Here is a 17,362-nt window from a genome sequence, read left to right as displayed (position 1 = left end):
AGATTTACAGTTTTAAATTTTAAATTTTAAGTTGGGGACTTCTTTGTGGTTACACCTCAATTTCAGCCATTAATGTCTTCAAGTGAAAAAGTATCCCTGACCTTAATTCCTTTATCTGTCTTTTGAAGAGTACAGCACTCATTATACAGGTCGTGCTCTAAAAAGAGGATATAATCGTTTTCCACAGCTTCTTTATAAAACCTTTCCTTATCCTTTAGTGTGTCGAGCGGGCGGGTATCGTAAGCCATGATCCAGGGCATAGGGACATGGGCCGTGGAAGGGAGCAGGTCGGCCATGAAGACGATTGTTTTTCCGTTATACCTGATATGCGGTATAGCTTGTCCCTCCGTATGGCCGTTGTAAAGTTTTATGGAGATATTCGGGAGGATATCTCCTTCTTCCTCAATCAGTTTAAGATGTCCGCTTTCCTCAATCGGCAGGATGTTTTCCTTCAGGTAAGAAGCGGTTTCGCGATGATTGGACTCCACGGCCCATCCGTATTGCTGGCGACTGACCCAATAAGTTGCATTCGGGAATGCCAGTGTATAGCCGGTTCGCTCGTGGTTCCAAGCAATACTCCCGCCGCAATGATCGAAGTGGAGATGGGTGAGGATCACGTCGGTAATGTCTTCTTTTGTGCAACCGGCTTTTGCCAGTGAACTTTCAAGGGTGTCTTTACCATTGAGGTAATAATGCCGGAGGAAGTTCCAGTCCTGCTTGTCGCCGATTCCATTGTCGATCAATATTTTCCGGTCACCGTCAACTACCAGCAGGCATCTCATGGCCCAGTTGCAAAGGTTGTTTTCGTCGGCAGGATAGACTTTCGACCATAAGGTTTTGGGCACCACGCCGAACATGGCACCGCCGTCGAGTTTGAGGTTGCCGGTTTCGATGGGAAAGAGTTTCATTGATATGATTTTTCCAGTTTCGTCAGGGCATAAGCGTACGATCCGATGGAGACAGCCCGGGAAGTGCCCAACTTAGTTACGCCGACGCCGATGTAACGGCTTGGATTATAATTGACAACCCGCTTGCTTAAAGGAACTTTTATTTCCCGCGACTGGTTTTCAAGGAATTTAGCCATTTCCAGCGGATTTTCCAGGTTCAGTACTGTAATTTCAAGGCGCGGAAGGTTATGCCCATCGATCGAGTGAAAATTCGCATTCATTTCATCCACCAATTGTTGCAGGAATACCTGGTAAGCCCCGGCCAGCCCGCCACCAATGACTATAATACCGTCGATGAGAGTGATAGCATTGGCAAGGGTGTCGCCGGCAACGATGGCCATTTCTTCCCATGCTTTCAAGGCAGCTTTACGATTCCCATCAAGGGTTCCCAGGACCATATCCTGGATTTCCTTTGGATTTGGGGCTTCATCGAAAGGAATCCCGGCTTCACGCGCGTAAACACGTCGGACGCCACGGATGGCAGTACTGTCTTCCGCGCTGGTCGCCGGGTAAAGCTTGTTGCGCATGCGGTTCACCTCGCCGCCGGCCGAGTTATCGCCAATGAACAACTGCCCGTTGCTGACGATGCCTCCCCCGAAACCGGTACCGAACGTGACCCCGAAAAGGTTGTGGTATCTCTTTGGGTTTCCGGCGGTTTCAAGCCTGGCGTTAATTTCCGGGAGTATCCCGCCGATTGCTTCGCCATAGGCAAAAAGGTCACCATCATTATTGATGAATACCGGAATGCCGAATTTTTCTTCCAGCATATCTTTCAATGCAACACCGCCACGGAAGGTCGGCAGGTTTTCAAGGTCACCGATGATGCCGCGCGGATAGTCGGCCGGACCGGGGAAGCAGAAACTGATGGCTACCGGTTTTTCATCCAGCGCCCCTTTAACGCTGCTAAACCCGCTGATGATCTTATTCAGCACCTCTTCGAGGGTGTTTCCTTTAGCTTTGATCCGGTGAGGCTCAAACAATTCTTCCCCCCCACGGACGGCGTTGAAAACGAAATTCGTCCCGCCGGCGTCCAGCGTCATCACAATTCGATGGTCTTTTTGTAGGTTCATGAAGTAAAAATATGAAAAAAATAAAAGCATGGGGGCATGGGAGCATGGAAGCGTGGAAAATTAGGGGAAAATATAATTTTAATAATACCGGGTATATTTTAATTTTTTCAGGATAAATATAGAAAAAATGGTGAGTTTTAGATTTCAGGATTTAGAAATCTGGAAAGAATCTGTACCTGTTTCCAGGGAGTGTTTTGTTCTAGCAGAAAAACTGCGAAGGGATAATTATTATTCTCTATCAGATCAATTGTTAAGGGCTTCTCTCAGCATCTCTAACAATATTGCTGAAGGATCAGGATCAGCAACTAAAAAAGACTTTGCCAATTATCTGAATATAGCCAGACGATCAACCTTTGAATGTGCAAATATTATCATACTTCTTCATGAGTATGGAATTATTAGCCAGGATTATATGGACAAAATGCTAATTTTATTTAAAAACCTGAGTGCAAAAATTTACTACTTCAGAAAACGTCTTATAACAAATTAATTGAAGTTCCATGCTTCCATGCTTCCATGCCTCCATGCCTCCATGCCCCCATGCCCCCATGCCTCCATGCCCTCAATGGGCCTCCAGCCAATTCTCCCCTGTATTCATCTCCACCAAAATCGGCACACTCATCGGGATAGCCTGCTGCATGTTGTCCTGGATGATTGGCTTGACTATTTCCAGTTCTGAACGGTGTACATCGAACACCAATTCGTCATGGACCTGGAGGATCATCCTGCTTTTCAGCTTAAGGTGATTGAATTCATCATAGATCCTGATCATGGCGATCTTGATCATGTCGGCGGAAGAACCCTGAATCGGGGCGTTGATGGCGTTGCGTTCGGCAAAACCGCGCACGACGGCGTTTCCCGAATTGATATCACGAAGGTGGCGGCGCCGGCCCTTGACGGTTTCTACGTAACCGTGTTCACGGGCAAAGACTATGGTTTTTTCCATGTATTGTTTGATGCCCGGGTATTGCCGGAAGTAAGCCTCGATGATATCGGCAGCTTCCCGCCGGGGTATGTTAAGCCGTTCAGACAACCCGAAGGCAGAAATGCCGTAAATTATGCCGAAGTTGACCATTTTAGCGTTCCTCCTCATTTCAGAAGTAACTTCTTTTAATGGCAGGCCATAGACCTTGGCGGCCGTAGCAGTGTGAATATCAATACCGTTCCGGAATGCCTCCAGCATATTCGTGTCCTCACTAAGTTCGGCGATGATCCGCAATTCGATCTGCGAGTAGTCGGCTGAAAGCATTATATAGTCCTTATTACGAGGGACAAAGGCTTTACGGATCTCACGGCCCCTTTCGGTCCGGATCGGAATGTTCTGCATGTTCGGGTTGTTGGAACTCAGCCTTCCTGTAGCGGCCACGGCCTGGTTGTAAGAAGTGTGTATCCTTCGGTCACGCGGGCTGATCAGTTCCGGGAGGGTGTCGACATAGGTCGATTTCAGCTTGGTAAGGGAGCGGTAATCAAGGATAAGCTGGACGATCGGGTGGCGGTAAAGCAATTTCACCAGTATTTCCTCACCGGTTGAATATTGCTTGGTTGCAGTGCGGGAAGGCTTATCGGTTATCCGCAGTTTCTCAAACAAAATCTCACCGAGCTGCTTGGGCGAGGAAATGTTAAACGTCTGCCCGGCCAGATCGAAAATCTGTTTCTCCACTTCAACGACTTCTTTTCCCAACTGGATGGAGTATTCCTTCAGCGCTTCGGTATCGAGCATCACCCCTTCGGCTTCCATAGAAGCAAGGACCGGGACCAGCGGGATCTCGATCTCATCAAAGAGCTTCCGCAATCCGCCCTGGTCGAGCAAAGGATCAAACTTATGCCTGAGCTGAAGGGTAATATCGGCATCTTCGCAAGCATATTCAGCAATCAAATCGGGCATGACCGACCGCATGGTAAGCTGATTTTTACCCTTCTTGCCAATCAGTTCATCGATGTGGATGGTTTTGTAATTCAAATAAGTTTCTGCGAGGTAATCCATGTTATGGCGCATATCGGGCTCGATCAGGTAATGTGCCAGCATAGTATCGAAGAGCTTGCCTTTCACTTCAACCTCATACCATTTCAGGATAGCGATATCATATTTCAGGTTTTGGCCTGTTTTAGAAATACTTTTATCCTCGAAAAAAGGTTTGAACTGCCTGACGATCTCAAGGCTTGACTGGTAATTTTCAGGCATGATGACAAAAAAGGCTTCCTTTGGTTTGAATGCGAAAGAAATCCCGACGAGTTCGGCATTGTTTGGATCCAGGCCGGTGGTTTCCGTATCAAAACAGAAAGATTTTTCCTGCTTCAGGCGTTCGACCAATGCTATCCGCTGTTCGGCGGTATTTACCAGGTGATAATCAGCTTTTAAATCCCTCACGGTGTTTCTGTCGTGGGATGGAGTCCCGTTCTCCCCGGTTGAGAGGGCGCTGAACAGGTCATGCCGTGCCGGTTGTGCTGTCTGTGACCCGGCTTCCTGATCATGCTCCTGCACCGAGATGTCTGTAAAAACCCTTTTGGCAAAAGTGCGAAACTCAAGTTCGTCGAAAAGCTCTTTGAGGGATTCTGTGTGAGGCTTATCGAGGATCAGCCGGTCTTCTTCGAACTCCACCGGTACATCCAGCATGATGGTAGCCAGCTTCTTGGAGAGAAGTCCCTGCTCGGCAAAAGCTTCGACATTCTCCCTCATCTTACCCTGCAGCTTATCCGTATTTGCCAGCAGGTTTTCCACACTGCCATACTGTTGAATAAATTCGATGGCTCTTTTCTCCCCGATGCCCGGTATACCCGGTATATTATCGGATGCATCGCCCCAAAGCCCCAGGATATCGATCAGCTGTTCAGGACGTTCGATCTGGTAACGGCGGCAAACCTCTTCCACACCGAGTATCTCTGCCTGGTTTCCCAACCGTGGGGGTTTATAGATGAATATCTTATCGGTGACCAGCTGCCCGAAATCCTTATCGGAAGTAACCATAAAGGTTGTGAAGTCCTTTTGCTGTGCTTTTATGGCCAGGGTACCGATGATATCATCGGCTTCATAGCCTTCCTTCTCAAGTATAGGAATGTTAAATCCCTCGATCAGCCGGCGAATATAGGGCAGCGAGGTGACAATATCTTCCGGCATCGCTTCACGGTGGGCTTTGTATGCGGTGAATTCCACGGCGCGCAGGGTAGGGGCAAAGGTGTCGAAAGCCACACCGATATACCTGGGTTTTTCATTTTTCAGGATATCATACAGCGTATTGGCAAATCCTAATATTGCCGAGGTATTCAACCCTTTAGAATTGATCCTGGGATTTTTATTTAAGGCGAAGTAGGCCCGGTAGATCAGGGCCATAGCATCGAGGAGGAAGAGGCGGGATTCCATGTAAGTGTTGAGGTTTAAGTTTTAAGGTTTAAGTTCGGGAATTTGCTTATTAAATATTCATTAGATAGTCATAAGGTTGCCATTAGTCGTCTTCTGACTTCTGACTTCTGTCTTCTATAATGTAAAGTTACCCATAAATTGGGATCATTTCACCCAGTTGATATTGGCTGACTTAACATCCCTTGAATTACCTCCCACCATAATGACGAAGTCACCCGGTTCCCAATCATATTTGAGGTCATAGTTGTAGAATTTCAGATCTTCCGGGGTTATGGTGAAAGTAATTGTTTTGGTTTCGCCGGCTTTCAGGAACACCTTTTGAAAACCCTTAAGCTCTTTGACCGGCCGGGTGATGCTGCCTATCATGTCGCGGATGTAAAGCTGGACCACTTCGGCACCATTATATTTGCCTGCATTGGTGAGGCTGATGCTTGCCGTCAATGTCTGATTACCGGTTAGTTGCGTTTTATCCAGGTCAAGGTCCCCATAGGTAAACCGGGTATAGCTCAATCCATATCCGAAGGGATAGAGGGGCTCGTTGGTTACATCCAGGTAATTGGAGCGGTATTTTTGGTACCACTCTCCTTCGGGAAGAGGCCGCCCGGTATTTTTATGGTTGTAGAAAATGGGAACCTGTCCGACATTCTGGGGGAATGTAGAAGGCAGTTTGCCGGAAGGATTGACCTTTCCGAAAATAACATCCGCGATGGCGTTACCGGACTGGGTGCCGCCAAACCAGACATTCAGAATGGCCGGAATATTTTCGTGTTCCCAGCTCATGGCCAGCGGCCTTCCGGTGAAAAGCACCAGGACAACCGGCTTTCCTGTTTTCAGCAGCGCCTCCAGCAGTTCTTTCTGGCTTCCTGGCAGAGAAATATCTGATCGGCTGGAGCTTTCACCGCTCATTTCTGCGGCCTCGCCCATCACGGCGACCACTACATCGCACGTTGAAGCCACCGAGACAGCTTCTTCCCTCAATTCCTCAGGGGAGCGGCTGGTATCAATGGGTGGCTTTCCCCAAGTACTGCTCCAACGATCCAGATCCGGATTATCCACAATATTGCTTCCTATGGTATAAATGATCTCAGCCTGGTCTCCCACAGCATCCTTAAATCCCTGCAGCACTGAAATAGATTGAGTATGATCAACAGCTACGCTCCACATCCCGGCCATATTCCACTTATTGTCGGCCAGGGGTCCGACCAGGGCAATTTTCCCTTTTTTCTCCAGAGGCAAGACCTGGTTTTCGTTTTTTAACAATACGAAAGTCTGGGCAGCGATTTCGCGGGCAACCCGGTTGTGTTCTTCGGTAAAAATTTCCGATTTGGCGCGGTCCAAATCACAATACCGGTAAGGATCTTCGAACAGGCCGAGTTTATATTTAGCCTCCAGTATCCGACGACAGGCCTGATCGATCTGGACGCGGGTAATTTTGCCTTCTTCCAGGGACTTTTCCAAAGTGGTCAGGAAGCCTTCCCCAACCATGTCCATGTCAATTCCGGCACTTAAGGCCATGGCTGAAACGGTCTGCAGATCCCCCATGCCATGAACGGTCATTTCATTGATGGCGGTGTAATCGGTTACCACAAAACCGCTGAATCCCCATTGATCGCGCAACAGGTCCGTCATAAGCCATTTGTTTCCCGAGGCGGGAATCCCGTCAATTTCATTGAATGAAGTCATCACGCTGCCTGCGCCGGCTTTAATGGCAGCATGATAAGGCGGAAGATACTCATTGTACATCCGGATACGGCTCATGTCGGTTGTATTGTAATCACGTCCGGCCTCAGCAGCGCCATATAATGCGAAGTGCTTGACACAAGCCATGATGGTATTGTTTTTCGACAGATCATCGCCCTGGTACCCTCGAACGAAGGCTTCTGCAACACGGGAGCCAAGGTAGGCATCCTCCCCTGCGCCTTCGGCAATCCGGCCCCAACGGGGATCACGGGCAATATCGACCATCGGGGAGAAGTTCCAGCAAATACCGTCGGCGCTGGCTTCCACTGCGGCAATGCGTGCACTTTGCTCAATCAATGCCATGTCAAAGCTGCTGGCTAACCCAAGCGGTATAGGAAAAACGGTCCTGTAGCCGTGTATGACGTCCATCCCGAAAATGAGGGGGATCTTGAGGCGGCTTTCTTCAACGGCTACTTTTTGCACCTCGCGAATCTTTTCAACCGATCTGATGTTCAATAGCCCACCGACTTTACCCTCTTTGATTTTTTCCCCGATATCGGAACTGGAAGCCTGGCCCGTGACAATATCCTCTGAAGCGGGCAGGTTCAACTGGCCGATCTTTTCCTGCAGGGTCATCTTTTTCATCAATTCATCAATAAAAACGTTCATCTTCTGGTCGGCTGGAACCTCTGTTTTTTGGGTACATGCGACCAGGAGGCTCAACGCAATGAAGGCTGTCAGAAAAAATAATTTAGATTTCATGATATGGTAAATTTATTGATTAATTCAGGTTATTCTGATTTTATGATTGGGGTGGTAACACTTACCCCGTTTTCGTTAATCGCTTCAATTGTAAAGTAATACATTTTTTCCCTGTCCATTGATTTGAGCCAGTATTCGTTGGCACTGTAAACCATGATGGAATTGTACAATTTACCTGGTTCGGTTCCCATGTAGATGTTGTAGCCATAGGCATTGTCAACCGGACTCCATCTCAGCCAGGCACTGCGTTTGTCTTTCTCGGTTCGGAGAACAAGAAATTCTTTGACAGTCTCCGGTTTTTCTCCCGATCCATGGCCAAAGATACGAAATCCACTGATGGCAAATTTGCCGGTGGGCATGTGGATGTTCACCAGTTTGAGGTAACGGGTTTTGACAGGTTTGGCCAATTCCACATAGTCGTGTGGCACATCGGTTTTATTACCGCTTTTGTCGACCAGCAGGTTCCATTTTTTTCCATCGGCTGATTCAAAGATCTTATATTGATGATACACTCCCAGGGATTTGCCAAGAAATTCCGCATCCTGATCGGCATAATTGATTTGGATTGCCATTACGGTGGAAAAGGCACCCAGATCGGACTGAATCCACTCATTTTCATTGCTGGTGGCAGCGGACCAGTATGTTTTGATACTTTCATCCACGGCAAAGTTGGCAGCATACTGGCCATAAGTTGAAGAAACGGCGACCGGTTTCTGGTAATTCAGGAGCATCCAGCCTGTAAACCGGCTTTTCAGATGGTCTGCTTCACCGGTTGGCAGATAAGCCGGATAATCCCCGAAGGCCGTATTACAATACATCACACCATCAGCATCGAAACCGGCAGGCCAGATGCCGATCCGCCTCTCAAAATTGTTTTTAACGGAAATCGCAATGGTTGAAACATGCCAGTAATTGCTCCAGTTATCCTGAAAAGTGGCCCCATGTCCTGCACCACGGGCAAATCCACCGGGTTTGCAGCTGAAGGGCATCGATTGTGGTACGAATGGTCCAAGGGGACTGTCCCCGATAATCACACCGTCGGCATAACCACTGAATTCCGTTCCGGGAGCGCCATACTGGAGATAATATTTCCCATTGTTTTTCGTCATCCAGGCCCCTTCTATAAACGGATCGAGGAAGGTGTCGTCCATGTTTTCCCCAAAACGTTGCCAGCCATAACGCCAGGATTCAAGGATATACATCTCTTTGCGGGTTGTCAGGGGTTGCATGGTTTTCCTGTCAAGCTCGACTCCAAAAAGCGGATACTGGTTACTGCTCCCATTGTACATATAAAACCGGCCGTCGTCATCAGTGAAGAAAGCCGGGTCCCAACCTCCTATAGCGAAGGAATCCACCAGGGGATGCCAGTCATCTGTTTTGGGATGGGTACTCATCCAGATCGTAAAACTGCTGGTGTAAGTTGATCCGAACACCAGCATGGTATCGCCGATGATTCCCACGGCCGGGGCACAAAGTTCATCGTAACCTTCATTCCAGGGGCGCAGAAATTTCCTGGGAACGAAATTCCACTGTACCATATCGCTGCTCCACCAATATCCCCATTGATTGGTCGAGAACAAAAAATAGTCACCCTTGTAATTGACTATCACCGGATCGGCTGTTGCCCGGTGCTTCCCCCATTCGCTGAAATTAGGGATCGGTGTGTAACCATAGTCGATGTTTACGGGATTACAACAGGTCTTTTGCTGCGCCCCGGCGTGCAATGCAATTACCAGAAGCAGACATGTCAGAAGGTATTTTTTGAGTCTCTTCATTTTTGAATATTCTAGTATAAGATTTGATTATTTCCAGCTTTTTATGGTCTCTGTTCTGCTTGGATTAGACTGATCATTTACGGTCAACTCATTCATTTCACCATCTTAACCATGAAAATGAGATTAGCTTCATATTATCCTGTTTGAGGTTAATAGGTCCTTTTCTGATTTTCAAATTTAGTGAATTGGTTCGAGATTGGGAACAAAGAAAATCGGTTGGGTGATATCAATATATAAGCAGTGCAGCTAACTCACGATCATTTAAGCTTCGATTGATGCAAACCACATTAGAAATTAAATTATCCGCGTAAATCCGTCGCATTCCCGCGGATTTTTGCAGATGACCGCGGATTAAGTATACCAATTGTGTAATTTTGAATTCAATAGGTTTTTATACCTTGACACAAAAGATAATATGAAAGGACCATATTTATTGTCAATACTTTTTACATTATTATTAGTTGCTAACGGTCATGCGCAGACAACACAAGACTCAACAATTATTGAAACCAATAAAAGTCGCTTTGCTAACAAGGAACTAAAGGGATTAGTTCTTGACATAGATAAGCAAACAGCTCTTCCTTATGCCAATATATATGTTTTGCATAAAAGTGAAGGTGCAATTAGCAACGAGAATGGCTATTTCTCAATAGATATTTCAGATCCGGATAAAACCGACACCATATGTTTTCAATACATTGGTTATAAATCCAAAAAAGTACTTATTGGTCAGTTAGACACTTCTTCGGTTATTTATTTGAAAGAAGAAATCTATAATTTAAGTGAAACTCTAATCTTTGGCAACCCCCCTGATCCGGTATCAATTGTTAAAAAAGTACTAAAGAATAAAGAATCGAATTATCAACAAACGACCTGTGTCAGGCAAACATTTATCCGGGAAAGAGATATTGCAGATTTTGATTCATTCAGCCTCAATTATAAAAAAAGCACGATCCCTGAGTTGAATAGGGAAGCGTTACAATTGTTTGAAGAAAAAATTCCAAAGCATACTACTTCGTATACAGATTTCCTGGGAAATATTTACATTACAAAAAACCAGGAAGATTCAGTCAAGCTTAAGGTTGATCCTATCAGAACAGTTTCACTTAAAGAGAAAGATATTGATGAGCTTGAACAATTTGATACGATTTTTGAGAATCTCTTTACCACCACGGAAGAGAATGAGTATTGGAAATTCAAAAGCGGAATTTTCAGCCAAAAAATTGATAAAACTCCTGAAAATCCTGAACCTGTTAAAGATACGCTTGACGAGAATAAAAGGAAGCTATCGTATTTTGGTCGTGGTATCGAATCTCACCTCGGCTATAGTTTATTGGATAATAAGAACCAATGGGAATTCTTGCACGAAACAGGCCGATACACATATTCGCTTACCGGTGGTACCAGCTTTAATGGAGAAGATGTATATATCATAGATTTCAAGCCGGAGGATAACGGGCTTTATGTTGGCAGAATGTATATCTCTGTGAATACTTTTGCCTTAATCCGAGCTGATTATGAATATGCCCCGGGCAAAATTGGCCATGATGTACATCTCCTTGGTATTGGATATACAGAAACTCAGTTTAGCGGATCAATCTATTTTGAGAAGAAAGGCAGTAATTATATATTGAAGTATTTCTCTAAGAAAGCCGGTACAAAAGTCAGCGTGAACAGAAACCTGGAAATATCAAAGAAGAGAAAAAGAGTGCTCTTCGATAAGGAACTTATGGATTTTGATATTGAAATGGATATCTCTGTCAGATCTGAAAATTCGATTGAATATTATGTTCTTGATGACAGGGAAATTTCTGACAGTCTATATGAAGATTTTAAACAGCAGGAATACATGGATGTGATATATGTTGATCAATTTGACGATAAATTATGGAGCGGATTCTCAATTATAGAACCTACCAGGCAAATGAAAGAATATAAAAAACAAGATGTTAATTTTAATGAATGATTCAATCCTTCGACCATCGACAATGCGGAATTGACAAACGACAATTAAAGTTTCTCTAATCCCTCCTGAACCTCCGAATCCTGCATGAACATCTTCCACACCAGGCCGGTGCGGTAATTTTCGATCATCACCGTCATGGGCGCCTGGTTAAGCCCCATGTAAATTTCAGAGCACCAGTTACCGGTCAAGTCAAATGCGTCTTTGAAACCGTATTCTCCCCATAAAAACCTGCCATAGTTGTAATAATAGTTCTTTAATGCTTTCATGGATTCCTCAGGTGTGTAAGGAAAGGAGCTGATTGCCCCCGTGGGCGCCAGTTTACCGATATCCCGCCCGGGCATAGGCTCGTCCGCGGAATAATCATACGGGCCATCGCTGGCGGTGAGTCCCCAGGCATTTTCGCCATAGCCTTTAAACTGGTTTGGATTCGATACACAATAGCTGAAATTGATTTTTGCAATACTCTGATTGTTAGTAAAATAGTTTGTGTATTTGTCAGTAATAAAATGAGGATCGTAGCCCATGTAGGAATAATGGGTAAAGAATAGCGGGCCGCCGTTGGATACGCCCACATCCAGTTTGATCCCAAAATAAATGTTGCCATTGGTGTACTTCGATCCATCGTTGTTCTGTCCCCAGTTTGAACGGTAATTTTTACCCGTATTGTCCTGGTTGGCCCAGCCGGTGTAGTACATTTCCGCAGGGACCGGATGGGTAGGTGAGGCGATAGCCAGCAAATAAACCACCATGGTCTCATTCCAGCCGATCAGCCTGTGATTGATCACCCACTCCTGATCCGGCGACCAATGCCAGTATAGAAATTTACTTTCGGGATAACGCCTGAACCAATCCCATTCGGCTTTTTCCCAGATATTGGTTATTTTATCCCTGATCAGCTTTTCCTGGTCATTATCTCCTGAGAAATATTGCCTTGCGGCTAATAATCCCTGAAGCAGAAAAGAGGTTTCCACAAGGTCAGCGCCATTATCCCTTCTGCCAAAAAATGGTTCGACTTTGCCACTCAGGCCATCAATAAAATGGGGATATACGCCATGGAAAGTTTCAGCTCTCTCAAGAAAATTGAGAATTTGGATAAAACGTTGTATGGATTCTTCCCTGGTAATAAATTTTCTTTCCGTACCCACGATCAACGCCATGATCCCAAAACCGGATGCCCCGGTGGCAATCATATTGTGCCGTCCCGGAATATTTTCCCGTGCCAGTCCGCTGTTGGGTTCTGCGCCTTCCCAGTAATACCGGAAGGAAGCTTCCTGCACCATCGTCAGCAATTCCTCGTCGCTCAGCGGCTTTGTTGCAGCCAAGACCGGGGAAGACAGGCTGGCCTCTTCGAAATGGATGTTCAGAAAAGAAATCCTGTATGAATAGTTTTTCCCTGTCTCGCCTGTAAAATCCATATAACGGTTTATGTAAGGCTGCTGAATTCCAACTGCATGATAGCCCACCCCATTTTCAGAACGGTATATTTTTACCAGGTGAATAGTTGAATCGGTAATCTTTTCCCATGAAATATCCACATGCATGGCGTAACCTTTGGCAGACATGATTACCGGGGCCAAAGAGATTGCATCGGAAGGGCCATCAGGCAAAAACTCAATATCATCAATAAAAAGGGTATGCGTGCTATTGCCTGTATCATTATTTTGGGAGAAAACAACGGCGATGGTATTTTCAGGATGATCCGCATCAATATTGTCAAATTGATCCAAAGGGACCAGAACACATTGCCATTGGTCAGCTTTAATTGAAGTGAAAGTATAAGCGGCGGAAAGGCTGCTGTCTTTTCTCATGAATTGCAGTTGTGGCCATTCATTTTCAGAAGTTTTTTCAGAAGGTTTGAATATCCACAATGATAAAAATACCGGTTTCTTAAAGTGATCCATTCCACGTTTATCCTGGTGGTATATAACTGCTTTCCAATCACCTCCGGCGACATTCCGGTATTGCAATTCAAGGGAATTTCCCGGCGTATGAAATATCTCTTCACTTACCGGAAGCCTGCCAACAGTATTTTTAATAGTCGAACCGCCGCTGCAGGTCGTATGACTGAAAAAATAATCACCAGGCATGGCACTGTTGCCAAAAAATGTGTAGATGTAATCGTACTCCTGTGATGTCGCTGAGAGCGAAGTGCACAAATATAATAGGAGCACTGTTTTCCTTAACATAGGTCAAATATTGTTATAAAAAGTCCATTTTCTGCCACTAAATCACTAAAACACTAAAATACACTAAAGTTATTTGGTTGATAATCAACGCACTTATTATTAACGCAAAGAATCACTACAATTGTATCTCAACTATATTATCCTGCTGATCCAACATGGCTAAAAATTGTCCTTTTGGAATAACTGCCCCACCCTGGCGATATTTGTTATCTTCATAAATGAACTTAATAGCTTTGCCGTTAATGGAAACAGCTTTGGGGCTAAAATTACTTTCCTTTATTGCATAAATGAACCTCACAGGATGACCCATAAAATCCATAAAGGCAGAAAAACCATCTAAAGAATGTGGAATTACAGGATCAATAATTATATTTCCGGATTCAGTCCGTAAACCAAGCAATCGTGATACGATCAGGCTGATATAAATGCCAGGACCGCTGGAATAAACCCGCCATCCGCCTTTAAGAGTAATTTTACCCGTTTTTATTTCATCGTATCGTTCATCAGCTTCATAACGACTCTTAAATGTGACATCTGAACTGCTGTAATAACAATTTGACTGGCGAATATCCCCACAGGGCACAATATCCCTGTATGCAACCGGAATTGCCTGACGAAGCGCTTTCAGAAAAGCATCTGCCCTGCCTGTAAGGGCCAGTGATTCTGCATAGCGAATATGTTCATGCACATACATGAGGCCAATCTCGCGACCAAAGAATGTACTGCTTTCGGCTCTCTGAAAAATAGTTTGAATACCCCCTTTGTATTTGAGGGGACGGTCCATCAAACGAGCGCCATCGGGGCCTTTCAGGTGCTGTTCAATAAGTTCCTGGTGGTGCTGAGCCTGTTCTTTTGTAAATATTTCACTGATAATACCACGATTCATCGGCAAAATACTGTACCGGATATTGGTTTTAGCATCACTGGGGTGTAGCAGCACACTGATACTGCGGTCTTCTTCAACCAGGCCATAACCTGCAACTACTCCATCCTTTACCAGGTATTTGTTAAAATCTGCTTTGATCTTTTCACAGATCTCTTTCAATTCGTCAGCTTTTCCTGAATTGCCGCTCTGCTCAAACACCACCTGGTATTGCGCAAAGGCCTGATAATTCATTTCAACCGTCCAGCTTGAAATCATGCGTTGCGCCAATTCCTTGCTGACCGGTTGCAGGGAATCATTCCAATCACCGCCGCCAAAAGGTACTAACGCAGTACCCGGGATAAATGAATCAACTATCATATTGATAAGCCTGTCAACGTGTTCGCTGAGTGGCGTTTTTTCAGCGTTGGCAACACCATTTTCATGGTAATAAGGTAAAATCTCATCAAGGAGTTTCAGATCGCCGGTAACTTTAATATAGTTACTAAGAGCAATAATACACCAGTAAAAAATATCTCCATGAGCGCTATCAGCCCGGATATTTGAGTAGCTGTCGAACATCCACCATTGCGGCCAGCCGCCATCCGGATTCTGATTCGAGAATATGATGCGCAATACTTGTCTGGCTGCATCATACTTCTCCATGCATAACAGCAAGTCAAGCGGTCCCTGGCATACATCGCGCGTGCCCCAGGCAGCCCCGCCGAATTGCTCCAACCCGTAAGGCGTTAAAAAATGAGTAAGTGCATTCATGCCATACCATGGCAGGATTTCCCGGATGGCTGCAATGTCTTCCTGATCCCCTTTCAGAGAGAGATTTAAACACAAGTCCTGCCAGGCAGACCGGGCATCCTGGCAATCTGAAAACCACTGATCATCCGCATCTTCAATTTTAGTTGCCTCAGCAACGGAACATACTTCACCCATAAAACTCATACAAAAATCAGATGTTTCCCGGATGTCGAGGACAAATAAAGAACCCGCCTGGCTTTTGTTATTGGAATATAGCACCTCATCGCCACAAACCTTGTAATCAGCAATAACACTATGAACTATTATCCTGAATTGTGCATGCGGAAATTTGCCTGCAATCATACTATCTGCTTTTGGCCTAGCTACATATTCACCGGTTGTACTGCCCGGGATAATATTCCAGCCATTAGTCTCATCGAAATGATGGGTAATTAACAACTTAACATGATTACCACTGATCACTTTGAAGTCCAAATTGACCTGTGGGGCGGATTTAGATGTCCAGGTGCGAACCTGGAAGCAATAACCGCCATGTTTATATATCCATCGGCAATGATTTAAGCCGATCTCAAAAGCAGAGGGAACTCCAAGCAAATATTGCCGGCCATCAACCTCAACAAAGATCCTTTGCCCTGTTTCCAGTGCCAGGTTAAACTGGCTGGAACAAACGGAAAGCAGAATATTAAAATTAGTATTACCCTGGGTAAGATGCGAATTGAAAACACCATATGCAAATGAGGTTGTGGATACAATATTTTCATCAGGCGCATACCCTGCTTTAGCTTGCATAATATTTCCATGCGGGCGGTCAACCATTATCTCTTTAGCCCGTAACATAACATGGTTGTTTTGCTTGCTGAAAAATGACAACAACTGACCATTTTCTTCTTCGCAATGACGCCTCTCTTTATCAAAAAACCTGTTAAGCTCTTCATCACTTAAATCATCAACCGGTAATAAAGCAGATGAATTAAATAAGTTCCTGACCGGGGTAATCAAATCGTGCGAACCTGCATAAGGAATTTGATCATCAAATTCAAGCATAAGGCCGGTTAAACGATTCAAATCACCATCTGTAGTGGCCTGCGGGTGATCCGGCAAATAAGTCGCGACAAATACACTTTTATGATCATCCCCGGCGGCCAGTTTAAATGGTTTTTCCTGCAAGGCAAGAACAGACGATTCCCCGGAATATTCGCCCCCCAGCTTGTCTGTCAGCAAACCTTCCGGAATTCCGGTTTCCCGGAAGGTTTTGCCATAAAACTGCATGCCATCAACACTTGCTGCGGTCGCTCCGTTTTTACAAGCCATCATTAACCATGGATGACCAACAGATTCTTTCATGTTTTGACGGCAGCATATAACAGAACCATAGTTTTTATCTTCAAGAATACGTCGTTCAAGATATTGGCTTACATAGTACTCGTTGATCAACCCGGCAGTCACCGGCTTTAGCCCGGCGTCCTGTACATGAATTAAATCCAGTTCAACAGCATCGTCAGATATATTTTTAATATCAATACTCCACTGCCAGCTCAAGCTCTTTTTTGAAAGTTGCAGTAAACATGTATATTTGAGGCCAGCCCAGCTGCCTTCAGCAACAAACGCATCTTCTCCTGCTTTGAAGCGACTATTGCTTTCCGGACCAAAAAGGGCTGTGTATTCAAAGGGTTTTGTCCTTTTTCTACAATAGAGGTTTGCTCCTGATCTTGAAAAAGGTGTTGCCGCTTTGAGGCTTATTCTGATCGGATCAGCTTCTATACTCTTCACCGAGCCATTTTCCAGGAAATCGATGGAAAGACCGAAGTGATTCTTGATATTCATTATATTCTCAGACATCTTATTACTTATATTAATCTGCAAAAGCACATTAAAAGAATCTGCGTTCATCTGAGCCTTGATCCGCGTTCATCCGCGAGAACCCTTATAAAATTTCTCGCAGATGTGCGCTGATTTTTTACACAGATTACCGCGAATTACTC

General features: G+C 45.0%; 9 protein-coding genes. 2 read left to right on the top strand and 7 right to left on the bottom strand.

The window, feature by feature from the left end; genetic code table 11:
- Positions 1-62 precede the first annotated feature (62 nt).
- A complete protein-coding gene (locus tag M0Q51_01435) occupies positions 63-908 on the bottom strand; it encodes an MBL fold metallo-hydrolase (protein MCK9398642.1) in 846 nt (281 codons plus the stop codon).
- Complete coding sequence (locus M0Q51_01430) at positions 905-2,017, bottom strand: ROK family protein (protein MCK9398641.1); 1,113 nt, start codon at positions 2,015-2,017, stop codon at positions 905-907. The genes M0Q51_01435 and M0Q51_01430 overlap by 4 nt, the downstream gene beginning before the upstream one ends.
- Positions 2,018-2,144: 127 nt before the next feature.
- On the opposite strand from M0Q51_01430, the gene M0Q51_01425 reads away from it, so the two are divergent.
- A complete protein-coding gene (locus M0Q51_01425; protein MCK9398640.1) occupies positions 2,145-2,507 on the top strand; it encodes a four helix bundle protein in 363 nt (120 codons plus the stop codon).
- A 72-nt stretch (positions 2,508-2,579) separates the two neighbouring features.
- Here the strand turns inward: M0Q51_01425 and polA are convergent, their stop codons facing one another.
- From polA to M0Q51_01410, 3 genes are all read right to left on the bottom strand, one after another.
- Positions 2,580-5,375 (bottom strand): DNA polymerase I, encoded by a 2,796-nt coding sequence (polA, locus tag M0Q51_01420; GenBank protein MCK9398639.1) that lies wholly within the window; start codon positions 5,373-5,375, stop codon positions 2,580-2,582.
- 144 nt (positions 5,376-5,519) lie between these two features.
- Positions 5,520-7,817, bottom strand: a complete 2,298-nt coding sequence (gene bglX / locus M0Q51_01415; protein ID MCK9398638.1) for a beta-glucosidase BglX — start codon at positions 7,815-7,817, stop codon at positions 5,520-5,522.
- Positions 7,818-7,846: 29 nt separating this feature from the next.
- Positions 7,847-9,592: a family 43 glycosylhydrolase gene (locus tag M0Q51_01410; protein MCK9398637.1), complete on the bottom strand. Its 1,746-nt coding sequence runs from the start codon at positions 9,590-9,592 to the stop codon at positions 7,847-7,849.
- A gap of 415 nt (positions 9,593-10,007) precedes the next feature.
- Between M0Q51_01410 and M0Q51_01405 the strand changes: the two genes are divergently transcribed.
- Positions 10,008-11,558 carry a carboxypeptidase-like regulatory domain-containing protein gene (locus tag M0Q51_01405; protein MCK9398636.1) on the top strand — a complete coding sequence of 517 codons (1,551 nt, stop codon included), beginning with the start codon at positions 10,008-10,010 and terminating at the stop codon, positions 11,556-11,558.
- Positions 11,559-11,602: 44 nt separating this feature from the next.
- Here the strand turns inward: M0Q51_01405 and M0Q51_01400 are convergent, their stop codons facing one another.
- Together M0Q51_01400 and M0Q51_01395 are read right to left on the bottom strand one after the other, a co-directional pair.
- Positions 11,603-13,744, bottom strand: coding sequence for a hypothetical protein (locus M0Q51_01400; GenBank protein ID MCK9398635.1), 2,142 nt, complete (start codon positions 13,742-13,744; stop codon positions 11,603-11,605).
- A gap of 115 nt (positions 13,745-13,859) precedes the next feature.
- Entirely contained in the window at positions 13,860-17,219 is a 3,360-nt protein-coding gene (locus M0Q51_01395; GenBank protein MCK9398634.1) for a hypothetical protein, read from the bottom strand.
- Positions 17,220-17,362 lie beyond the last annotated feature (143 nt).

This window comes from Bacteroidales bacterium (genome assembly GCA_023229505.1).
Classification (GTDB): domain Bacteria; phylum Bacteroidota; class Bacteroidia; order Bacteroidales; family JAGOPY01; genus JAGOPY01.
This window is presented reverse-complemented; position numbering and strand designations above follow the sequence as displayed.

Bases quoted from the DNA above. Each gene is read 5' to 3' on its own strand.
- M0Q51_01435 (MCK9398642.1), bottom strand. From the start codon at position 908: ATGAAACTCTTTCCCATCGAAACCGGCAACCTCAAACTCGACGGCGGT.
- M0Q51_01430 (MCK9398641.1), bottom strand. From the start codon at position 2,017: ATGAACCTACAAAAAGACCATCGAATTGTGATGACGCTGGACGCCGGC.
- M0Q51_01425 (MCK9398640.1), top strand. From the start codon at position 2,145: ATGGTGAGTTTTAGATTTCAGGATTTAGAAATCTGGAAAGAATCTGTA.
- polA (MCK9398639.1), bottom strand. From the start codon at position 5,375: ATGGAATCCCGCCTCTTCCTCCTCGATGCTATGGCCCTGATCTACCGG.
- bglX (MCK9398638.1), bottom strand. From the start codon at position 7,817: ATGAAATCTAAATTATTTTTTCTGACAGCCTTCATTGCGTTGAGCCTC.
- M0Q51_01410 (MCK9398637.1), bottom strand. From the start codon at position 9,592: ATGAAGAGACTCAAAAAATACCTTCTGACATGTCTGCTTCTGGTAATT.
- M0Q51_01405 (MCK9398636.1), top strand. From the start codon at position 10,008: ATGAAAGGACCATATTTATTGTCAATACTTTTTACATTATTATTAGTT.
- M0Q51_01400 (MCK9398635.1), bottom strand. From the start codon at position 13,744: ATGTTAAGGAAAACAGTGCTCCTATTATATTTGTGCACTTCGCTCTCA.
- M0Q51_01395 (MCK9398634.1), bottom strand. From the start codon at position 17,219: ATGTCTGAGAATATAATGAATATCAAGAATCACTTCGGTCTTTCCATC.